8 protein-coding genes are annotated in these 9,005 nt (G+C 73.0%); 2 read left to right on the top strand and 6 right to left on the bottom strand.

The window, feature by feature from the left end; translation table 11 throughout:
* The 3 genes from GUI43_RS29365 to GUI43_RS29355 form a co-directional block, all read right to left on the bottom strand.
* On the bottom strand, nt 1-721 hold a 721-nt coding region (locus GUI43_RS29365), incomplete at its 3' end, for an MFS transporter (RefSeq protein WP_346265209.1).
* Nucleotides 722-1,051: 330 nt separating this feature from the next.
* Complete coding sequence (locus GUI43_RS29360) at nt 1,052-1,747, bottom strand: UdgX family uracil-DNA binding protein (protein WP_112700253.1); 696 nt, start codon at nt 1,745-1,747, stop codon at nt 1,052-1,054.
* 319 nt (nt 1,748-2,066) lie between these two features.
* Nucleotides 2,067-3,407 (bottom strand): aminotransferase class I/II-fold pyridoxal phosphate-dependent enzyme, encoded by a 1,341-nt coding sequence (locus GUI43_RS29355; RefSeq protein ID WP_112606284.1) that lies wholly within the window; start codon nt 3,405-3,407, stop codon nt 2,067-2,069.
* A gap of 36 nt (nt 3,408-3,443) precedes the next feature.
* Between GUI43_RS29355 and GUI43_RS29350 the strand changes: the two genes are divergently transcribed.
* Both GUI43_RS29350 and leuE read left to right on the top strand, forming a co-directional pair.
* Nucleotides 3,444-4,688, top strand: coding sequence for a bifunctional pyridoxamine 5'-phosphate oxidase family protein/GNAT family N-acetyltransferase (locus GUI43_RS29350; protein WP_112700252.1), 1,245 nt, complete (start codon nt 3,444-3,446; stop codon nt 4,686-4,688).
* On the top strand, nt 4,688-5,359 hold the full coding sequence (gene leuE / locus GUI43_RS29345; protein WP_112586641.1) for a leucine efflux protein LeuE: 672 nt from the start codon (nt 4,688-4,690) through the stop codon (nt 5,357-5,359). Before GUI43_RS29350 ends, leuE begins: the two co-directional genes overlap by 1 nt.
* Before the next feature lie 91 nt (nt 5,360-5,450).
* Here the strand turns inward: leuE and GUI43_RS29340 are convergent, their stop codons facing one another.
* From GUI43_RS29340 to GUI43_RS29330, 3 genes are all read right to left on the bottom strand, one after another.
* Nucleotides 5,451-6,380: a sporulation protein gene (locus tag GUI43_RS29340; RefSeq protein WP_112586639.1), complete on the bottom strand. Its 930-nt coding sequence runs from the start codon at nt 6,378-6,380 to the stop codon at nt 5,451-5,453.
* A gap of 133 nt (nt 6,381-6,513) precedes the next feature.
* The gene (locus GUI43_RS29335) at nt 6,514-7,578 is read right to left on the bottom strand and encodes a hemolysin family protein (protein WP_112586637.1); all 1,065 of its coding nucleotides are present in this window, start codon (nt 7,576-7,578) and stop codon (nt 6,514-6,516) included.
* Nucleotides 7,575-8,930, bottom strand: coding sequence for a hemolysin family protein (locus GUI43_RS29330; protein WP_112586635.1), 1,356 nt, complete (start codon nt 8,928-8,930; stop codon nt 7,575-7,577). Before GUI43_RS29330 ends, GUI43_RS29335 begins: the two co-directional genes overlap by 4 nt.
* Nucleotides 8,931-9,005 lie beyond the last annotated feature (75 nt).

The raw sequence follows: 9,005 nt of genomic DNA, 5'->3' as shown, positions 1-9,005 counted from the left end.
GCGCCTCGGCCGCCACCGCGGTCGCCGTCGCATCGGCGGCCGGCGGCAGCTCGGCTGCCGGCGCGTCGGCCGCCGCGACCCGACGCGCGGTGAGCAGCGGGTCGGGCCGGAGCAACCCGAGGAGTACGACGGCAGCCAGCACGAACGCGGCCGCGCTGAACGCGAACGGGCCGGCCAGCGGCGGCAACCCCCAGCCGGTGGTGACCCGGTCGGCCAGCGCGGCGAAGTTCGGCGCGGCCACCGCACCGATGGTGGTGGCCCAGACGATAAGGGAGAGCTGCCGCCCCCGGCGGGCCGGCTCAGCGAGGTCCACGGCCGTGTAGCGGGCCTGCAAATTCGCGGCGGTGCCCCCACCGAAGAGCAGCATGCCGAGGAAGAGCAGCGGCACCCAGCGGGTGGCCGCGGCCAGCACCACCAGCAGGCCACCGACGGCGCCGACCGCGTACGCCAGCACCAGACCCGGCCTGCGGCCGTGCCGCGCCATGATCCGGGTGACCGGGACGGCGAGCAGCGCGGCACCGACCACCCCGGCGCTCTGCGCGACACCGGCCACCGCGGTCCCGGCGATCCGGGCCGCGAGCAGCGCACCCACGGCGATGCCGATGGTCACGCCGATCCCGCCGATGATCTGGGTGGTGAAGAGCAGCCGCAGGGTACGCCGCTGGATCGACGCGACGTCGGGTCGGGCGACGGTACGCGGCGCGGTCAGGTCGGTCGCCATTGGCGCTCCTGTCGAAAGGGGTGACTCATCCTCGCGCACCCGCACCGACCAGCGGCAGTGGGTTTTGCCGGAACGGGGTCGCCACCGGCGCGGCCCACGCCCATGGTGCCCGGGTGGTCGAGCGGTTCGACGCGGCGTGGCACCGGCGCGATCTGGGTCTGATCGCCGCCAAGGGCGTGTTCAGCAGCGCCCGGCCCGCCGGCCCCCGTTACCCACCCACGCGATCGGCGACGCACTGTCAATCTTGGACAGTTTCCGTCAGCGGCTGACGGCAACTGTCCAAGATCTGAACAGGTCACGGCGGCGCAGGGTGCGTGGGGCGGTCGCCGGTCAGCCGGGCAGGGCGCGGGTCACGACGGTCAGGTCGGCGACCAGGCCCTCGTACGCCTTGTCCTGGTCGTCGGCCCGCAGGACGGCGGACGGGTGGATGGTGGCCAGCAGCCGAGCCTGCGGCGCGTCGGCCCGCTTTCCGGCGTTGTCCACCGGCACCTGCTCGAAGTCGGCGGGGTGTTGGGCCGACTCCGGCCAGGGCAGCAGCTCGCCCCGCTGCCGGGTGACCCGGAAGGACGGGCCGAGCAGCGCCTTGGCGGCGGTCGCGCCGAGCACCACCACGATCTCCGGGCGCAGGCGGGCGAACTCGGCGACCAACCAGGGGCGGCAGGCGGTGATGTGCACCTGGTCCGGGGTCTGGTGGATCCGCCGCTTGCCGCGCTGTTCAAAGCGAAAGTGCTTTACGGCATTTGTGAGGTAGAGGTGACCCGGGTCCAGCCCGGCGTCGTCGACCGCGCGGCGCAGCAGGCGACCGGCCGGACCGACGAAGGGCAGCCCCTTCTGGTCCTCCATGTCGCCGGGCTGCTCGCCGACCAGCACCACGCGGGCGCTCTCGTCGCCCCGGCCGAAGACCGTCTGCGAGGCGTCCCGGTACAGCTCGCAGCCCCGACAGCCGCCGGCGGCGGTGCGCAGGTCGTCGATGGTGTCGGCGTCGGGCGGGATGAAGCGCTGGGCGCCCGGAGCACTCTCGGCCATGCCGACTGTTATATACCCGTTCGATGCTCGCCGCCGGATACGCCCCGGCACACCGGCCGCATCGCGTCAGTACCCGTTACCGCCCCCATCGCCGCCGGACGCGATCGCGATCAGCACGATGACGATGATGATGATCGCCACCGCCACCGCGATCCAGATCCCCTTACGAGCCCCACCAGAAGCCATGTCCCCCACCTCCAGGCGCCCGCATACCCGTCCCGGCCGTCCCGAATCCCCGCGATGTCCTACTTTCTGCCGCAAGGTGCACGGGTCCGACATCTTCCTCGACACGACCCGCGATCGAGGGAAGGGCGGCGGGTCAGGTGGGGAAGCCTTGGGAGGGGGGTGGGTTCTCGGCTCGGGCGAGGGCCGCCGCCAGGGCGACCAGGTCGGCGGTGTCCAGGGAGCTGACGGTGATGCGCAGGGCCGGCGGGGCGGCGATCCGGTAGAGCGCGCCGGGGGCCACCGCCCAGCCGGCGTCGCGGAGCGCGGTCACCGTGCTGGTCTCGTCCGCGACCGGCAGCCAGACGTTGATGCCGCTGCGACCGTGCGCGGTCAGGCCGTGCTCGGCCAGCGCGGCGAGCAGCCCTTCGCGGCGCTGCTCGTAGCTCTGCGCCGCCCGCTGCACCAGCTCGGTGACCGCCGGGTCCCGCCACAGGGCTAGCACCAGGCGTTGCAGCACCGTGGAGACCCAGCCGGCGCCGACCCGGGTACGGCCGCTCACCCGGGCCACCGTCGTCTCGTCGCCGACCAGCACCGCCATCCGCAGGTCCGGGCCGAAGGGCTTGCTCACCGAGCGGAGGAAGGCCCAACTCGCTGTCGCACCGGCGAGCGGGTGCAGGGGTACGCGGGCCAGTTCGGCCGCGTGGTCGTCCTCGATCAGCAGCAGGTCCCGGCGGCCGGCGAGCAGCGTCCGCAGCGCCTCGGCGCGGGCCGCGGAGACGGCGGCGCCGGTCGGATTCTGCGCCCGGCTGGTGACGATCAGCGCCCGCGCTCCGGCGGCGAGTGCCGCGGCCACCCCGGCGACCAGCGGCCCCTCGTCGTCCACCGGTACGCCGATCGGGCGCAGGCCCAGCGCGGCGACGAGGTCGAGCAGGTTGGCCCAACCCGGGTCCTCGACCGCCACCGCGTCGCCGGGGCGCAGGTGAGCGCCGAGCAACCGCTCGATGCCGTCCAGCGCACCGCCGGTGAGCGTCAACTCCCCGACCGGTACGCCGTCGGCGCGCAGCCGGGCACGGGCCACCTCGGCCAGTTCGGGCAGCACTCCGGCATCGGAGTAGCCGACCGACGGGCCGTTCTCGGTGGCGAGCGCCGCCAGGTGCGGGCCCAGCGGGGGCAGCAGACGAGGGTCGGGTTCACCCCGGGAGAGGTCTCGGGCGCCGGGCAGCGGTGGGGGGCGCAGCGCGGAGCGGCGGGCGGCCACCGGCGGGCGGGGGCGTACCCGGGTGCCGTGCCGACCGGCGGTGGCGAGCAGGCCACGCTGGCGTAGCTCCTGGTAGGCGCGGGCGACGGTGGCGGGGCTGACCCCCAACTCGGCGGCGAGTGCCCGCACGGGCGGCAGGGCAGCCCCCGGTGACAGGGCGCCGGTACGGATGCCGGATTCGATGCTGGCCGAAATATCGACGGCCGTCGTACCGGTGAGCTGATAGTGTGCTGACACAAATAAGAGATTGTACTAGAACAAAGGGGCGCGCGCATGTATCCACCCACCGCCCGGACCACACCCCACCGCTCCCGCGACAAGATGAGCTACGACCAGGCCGCCGCCCACGCCGTGCTCGACGAGGCGTACGACTGCGCGCTCAGCTTCACCGTCGACGGGCAGCCACGGGTGCTGCCCACCCTCCACGTCCGCATCGGCGACACGCTCTACCTGCACGGCTCCACCGGCAGTCGGCCGCTGCTCGCCGCCCGGGGCGACGACGGGTTGCCGGTCTGCGTCGCGGTGACAGTGCTCGACGGGCTGGTCTACGCCCGTTCCCAGTTCCACCACAGCGCCAACTACCGCTCGGTCGTCGCGCACGGCACCGCCCGACTGGTCACCGACGAGCGGGAGAAGCTCGCCATGCTCACCGCGCTGGTCGAGAAGGTCGGCGCGGGACGCAGCACCGCCACCCGTCCGCCCAGCCGTCGCGAGTTGGCCGAGACGGCCGTACTGGCACTGCCACTGCGCGAGGTGTCCGTCCGGGCCCGCACCGGCGGGGTCCGCGAGGACGAGGCCGACCTGCACCTGCCGCACTGGGCCGGCGTGCTGCCCCTGCGCCTGACCGCCGGGGCACCCGAGCCGGACGCCGGGGTCACCGCGCCGCTGCCGGCGTACCTGCGGACGCCCCGCACGCCCTGGCACGACCCGGTGCCGCTGCACGGCGAGCACGTTCGGCTGGAGCCGCTGGAGCTGGCGCACACCGACGAGTTGCACGCCGCCACCACGGACCCTGAGGTGTGGCGGCACCTCAGCGTCGCGCCGCCCACCGCCCCCGCCGAAACCGCCGAGGTGATCGGCACCGCAGTGACCGCCCAGCACCGGGGCGAGCGGGTGGCCTGGGTGCAGCGGTGCGCGGCGACCGGGGCGGTGGTGGGCAGCACCTCCTACTACGACATCGACCCGGAGCGGCGGGCGGTGGCCATCGGGCACACCTTCCTCGGCCGGCCCTGGTGGCGTACCGGGATCAACACCGAGGCGAAGTTGCTGCTGCTCAGCCGGGCCTTCGACGACCTGGGCGCGGTACGGGTCGCCTGGCACACCGACATCCGCAACGTTCGCTCCCAGGCGGCCATCGAACGGCTCGGCGCAACCCGGGAGGGGGTGCTGCGGATGCACCGACAGCGCCCGGACGGCTCCTGGCGGGACACCGTGCAGTACGCGATGACCATCGACGAGTGGCCGAACGCACAGGCCAGGCTGCGAGAAAGACTTCTGCGGACGGCACCGGTGGCGTGATGATGGCGGGCGTGCTGGGGATCACCGACATCTGGACGTACGTGCTGGGCACCGTGGCCATCATCCTGCTGCCCGGGCCGAACTCACTCTTCGTGCTCTCCACCGCGGCCAAGCGGGGCGCCGCGGTCGGCTACCGGGCCGCCGGTGGCGTGTTCGTCGGCGACGGGGTGCTGATGTTCCTCTCCGCCGCCGGGGTGGCATCGCTGCTCAAGGCGTACCCGCCGCTGTTCATGGTGATCAAGTACGCCGGTGCCGCGTACCTCGGTTATGTCGGGGTGACCATGCTGCTCGGCGCCGTGCGGCGCTGGCGCGACCGCAACGACCCGAGCACGCCGCGGCTCATCGACGCCGCGGAGCCGGCGGCGATGCGCAGCCCGTTCCGCAAGGCACTGGTGATCAGCCTGCTGAACCCGAAGGCGATCCTGTTCTTCATCTCGTTCTTCATCCAGTTCGTCGACCCCGGTTACGCCTGGCCGGCACTGTCGTTCCTGCTGCTCGGGCTGATTGCGCAGGTGACCAGCGCGCTCTACCTGACCGCGTTGATCTTCGCGGGCACCTTCCTGGCCGCCCAGTTCCGCCAACGCCGCCGCCTGGCGGCCGGTGGCACCACCGCCGTGGCCGCCCTCTTCCTGGCCTTCAGCCTCAAGCTCGCCACCGCCAGCGCCGGCTAGTCCGCCGCGATCTTGCACTTTCGATCGTCGAAACGCGCACTCTGAACCGGTTCGTCGCTACAGAAACTGCAAGAGGGCGGGGGAGCGGGGGTCAGGTGCCGTCGCCGCCGCCGGAGCCTCCTCCCACACCGGCGCCGCCGGCGGTGCCGCCCAGGCCGTAACCCGGTCGAACCGGCTCGTCGGGGTGGCGGCTGACGTGGGCCGACCCCGCGATCTGTGCGGACCAGTCGGCGTGCGCGGCCGCGGCGGCGTGCCGGTTGATCGCCTGGCGGATCCAGCCGTCCACGGTGGCCACCCAGTCCCGCCGGCCGGCGTCCTCGTGCCAGACCCGGAACCTGCTGATGCTCTGGTGGGTGATTCCGGCCAGCGCCAGCCGGCGATCCATCCAGAGGATCGCCTCAAGGCCCGCCGAGTTGGTCACGAAGATCACCTCCAGCTCGGTGATCGGGCCGGCGTAGAGCGGCCCCACCCAGTAGCCCCAGCGTTGGTGCAACGGCAGGGTGTGTTCCACCCCCGGCAACCCGCCCTCCTGCAACCCGGACTGGCGGATCATGAAGCCGAGCGTGTCCAGCGCCGCCAGCACGTGCTGCTGGGTGGGGAGCGGATGCACGAAGACCGGCACCATGGCCCCCTGGTCAAGGTCGGGGTCGAGCGACACCTCGGTCCGCAGACCCATCCGCAGGCTCAGCAGCGGCACCCCACCGAAGGTGGTCACCGGGGTCTCCCACGGCAGCGGGAACGCGAAGTCGACAGCCCGCCGCCGACCGGCCGGTACGACGAACCGGCCGGCGATCGGCAGGTGGTGGAACTGCACGAGACGTCGGGCCGCGGCCGGGTCGTCCGGCTCGACAGTGGTGACGAGGCCGAGCCGGATGTGCCGCACCAGCACGTCCTCCGGGCCTGCCGCGAGGGTCACCCGCCCAGGCAGGCGCAGGCCCGGTCGGGTACTCGGGTTGGGCAGCGTGGTCTGCACGGAGAGCCCGGTGCCACCGGACTCCGGGGACACTCCCGTCAGCCGCACCGCCGCGCCCCCTCCCGGGACGGGGCCCCGCCGGCCCCACCAGGCGCGCCTACCCGGTCGGGGTCGGCTCAAGCCCGCTGCCGTGTCGAGCGTTGACCCGGCCGCACCTCGTCAGTGCGGCCGGGTCGACAGGTCAGCGCAAACGACGCCCGCGCGGGACCGTGTCGGTCTCGTCGTCGAACTCCCCGATGACCTCCTCCAGAAGGTCCTCCAGGGCCACGAAGCCGATCGGCCGGGCCGGGCCACCGCCGTTGCGGACCAGCGCGAGCTGCGACTGCCGGGCCCGCATCGCCGCCACCGCCTCGGTGACCGAGGACGTCGCGGGCAGCGTGAACGCGGGGGTCATCAGCGCCCCGGCGGTGGCGACCCGGCCCGTGGTGACCACCCGTACCGCCTCCCGGACGTGCACGAGCCCGCACACGTCGCCCGCCTCGTCGAGTACCGCGAGCCGGGATCGGCCGCTGTCCCGGCTGACCTCCTCGATCCGCTCGGCCGGGTCGTCCCGGCGGACGGTGACCATGGTGGCGAACGGTTCCATCACCTGCGCCACCGACGTGCCCTGCAACTCCAGCATGCTGGTCAGCAGTTGGTGCTGCTCGGCACCGAGCAGCCCGTGCTCACGGGACTGCTCCAGCAGGATCCGCAGCTCGTCCGGGCCGTGCACCTGGGCGAGCTGGTCCTGCTGGTTGACGCCGAACAGCCGCAGGATCGCGTTGGCCAGGGCGTTCAGCGCGGAGAGCACCGGCCGGGAGACCCGGGCGAAGGCGCGGAACGGCAACGCGAGCAGCGTCGCCGAGCGCTCCGCGTCGGTGATCGCCCACGACTTCGGTGCCATCTCCCCCACCACCAGGTGCAGGAAGGTCACCACCCCGAGGGCGAAGACCAGGGCGACCAGGTGACTGGCCGCGTCCGGTAGGCCCACCGCGTGCAGCAGAGGGCTGAGCAGATGCTCGATCGCCGGCTCGGCCAGCGCGCCGAGACCCAGTGTGCACAGCGTGATCCCGAGCTGCGCGCCGGCCAGCATCAGCGACAGCTCGCGGACGCCATCCAGCGCGGCCCGTGCCGCCCGGCCACCGTTCGCCGCCGCCTGCTCCAAGCGGTAGCGCTTGCTCGCCACCAGGGCGAACTCGGCGGCCACGAAGAACCCGTTCAGTGCCAGCAGGATCACCGAACTGAACAGTGCGATTCCGGGGCTCATGCGGTCACCTCGGGTTTGGTCAGCTGCAACCGCACCGAGTCGGCCACGTGCCGGTCCACGGCCAGCACCTCGACCAGGGCCCGGGGCTCCGCCTCGTTGTCCTCGCCGTCCGCCCCCTCGGGTTGCAGGCTGATCTCCAGTCGGTCACCGACCTCCGGCACCCGGCCCAGCTCCCGCATCACCAACCCGGACAGGGTGTCGTACTCGGGGGCCTCGGGCAGGGCGATGCCGGTGCTGTCGGCGACCTCGTCGATCCGCCAGCGGGCCGGCACCACCCAGGACCCGTCGTCCTGCCGGGCCGGTGCCCGCTCCGGTGGGTCGTCCTCGTCGCGGATCGGGCCGACCAGCTCCTCGGCGATGTCCTCCAGCGTGATGACGCCGGCGAAGCCGCCGTACTCGTCGACAACGCACGCCATCTGCCGGTGCCCGGACCGCAGGCGGTCGAGCACCGTGGGCAGGGGCAACGTCTCCGGTACGAGCAGCGGCGGCCCGGCCACCGCGCTCACCGGAGTGGTGGCCCGCTCCCCCGGGGGTACGCCGAGCACGTCGGCGATGCCGACGATGCCGAGCAGGTCGTCGACACCCTCCGCACCGCGTACCGGGAAGCGGGAGTGGCCGGTGTCCAGCAGCTCGACCACCCGGCTCACCGGTTCGTGCGCCCGGACGGTGTGCACGTCGACGCGCGGCACCATGGCTTCGCCGGCGGTCAGCTCGCGGAAGTCCAGGCCTCGGTCGAGCAGCGTGGACATCTCGGCGTCGAGGCTGCCCTCCTCGCGAGACTCGGCGATGATCTGTTCCAGGTCCGCCGGGGTGGCGCCGCTGGGCAGCTCCTCGATGGGCTCGATGCCGATGCGGCGCAGCAGCCGGACCGAGGCCCGGTCGAAGAGCCGGATCAGCGGCCCGGCGACGGCCAGGTAGATCAGGGTGGAGCGGCTCAGCGCCCGGGCCAGTTGCTCGGCCCGGGCGATGGCCAGGTTCTTCGGGGCCAGCTCACCGAGGACCATCTGCACGATGGTGGCGATGACCAGGGCCAACGCCACCGACAGCGGCAGACTGACCGCCTCGCTGACGCCGGCCAGGCCGAGCAGGTCGGCGAGACCACCGCCCAGGTACGGCTCGGCGACGTAGCCGACCAGCAGCGCGGTGACGGTGATGCCCAGTTGGGCACCGGAGAGCATGAAGGAGAGCCGGCTGGTGACGGTCAGGGCCCGGGCGGCGGCCTGATCGCCGTCATCGGCGAGCTGGCGCAGCTTGCCCCGGTCCACGGCGACGTAGCCGAACTCCTGCGCCACGAAGTAGCCGGTGGCGGCAGTGAGAAGAATGATCAGAAGGAGACCAACGACGATCAACACGGGTCGCTCAGGGCTCCCGGGGTCGTCGGTACGGGGATATGCCGGGCACGACCCGGCTGGCTACTGCTGCCCTCC

The organism is Micromonospora noduli, assembly GCF_003264365.1.
Classification (GTDB): Bacteria; Actinomycetota; Actinomycetes; order Mycobacteriales; family Micromonosporaceae; genus Micromonospora; species Micromonospora noduli.
The sequence above is the reverse complement of the archived record's forward strand: the minus strand, read 5'-3'. Positions and strand labels throughout refer to the sequence as shown.

What these genes read in the sequence shown, in the direction of transcription:
- GUI43_RS29335 (WP_112586637.1), bottom strand. Translation starts at nt 7,578, where the DNA reads ATGAGCCCCGGAATCGCACTGTTCAGTTCGGTGATCCTGCTGGCACTG.
- GUI43_RS29350 (WP_112700252.1), top strand. Translation starts at nt 3,444, where the DNA reads ATGTATCCACCCACCGCCCGGACCACACCCCACCGCTCCCGCGACAAG.
- leuE (WP_112586641.1), top strand. Translation starts at nt 4,688, where the DNA reads ATGATGGCGGGCGTGCTGGGGATCACCGACATCTGGACGTACGTGCTG.
- GUI43_RS29360 (WP_112700253.1), bottom strand. Translation starts at nt 1,747, where the DNA reads ATGGCCGAGAGTGCTCCGGGCGCCCAGCGCTTCATCCCGCCCGACGCC.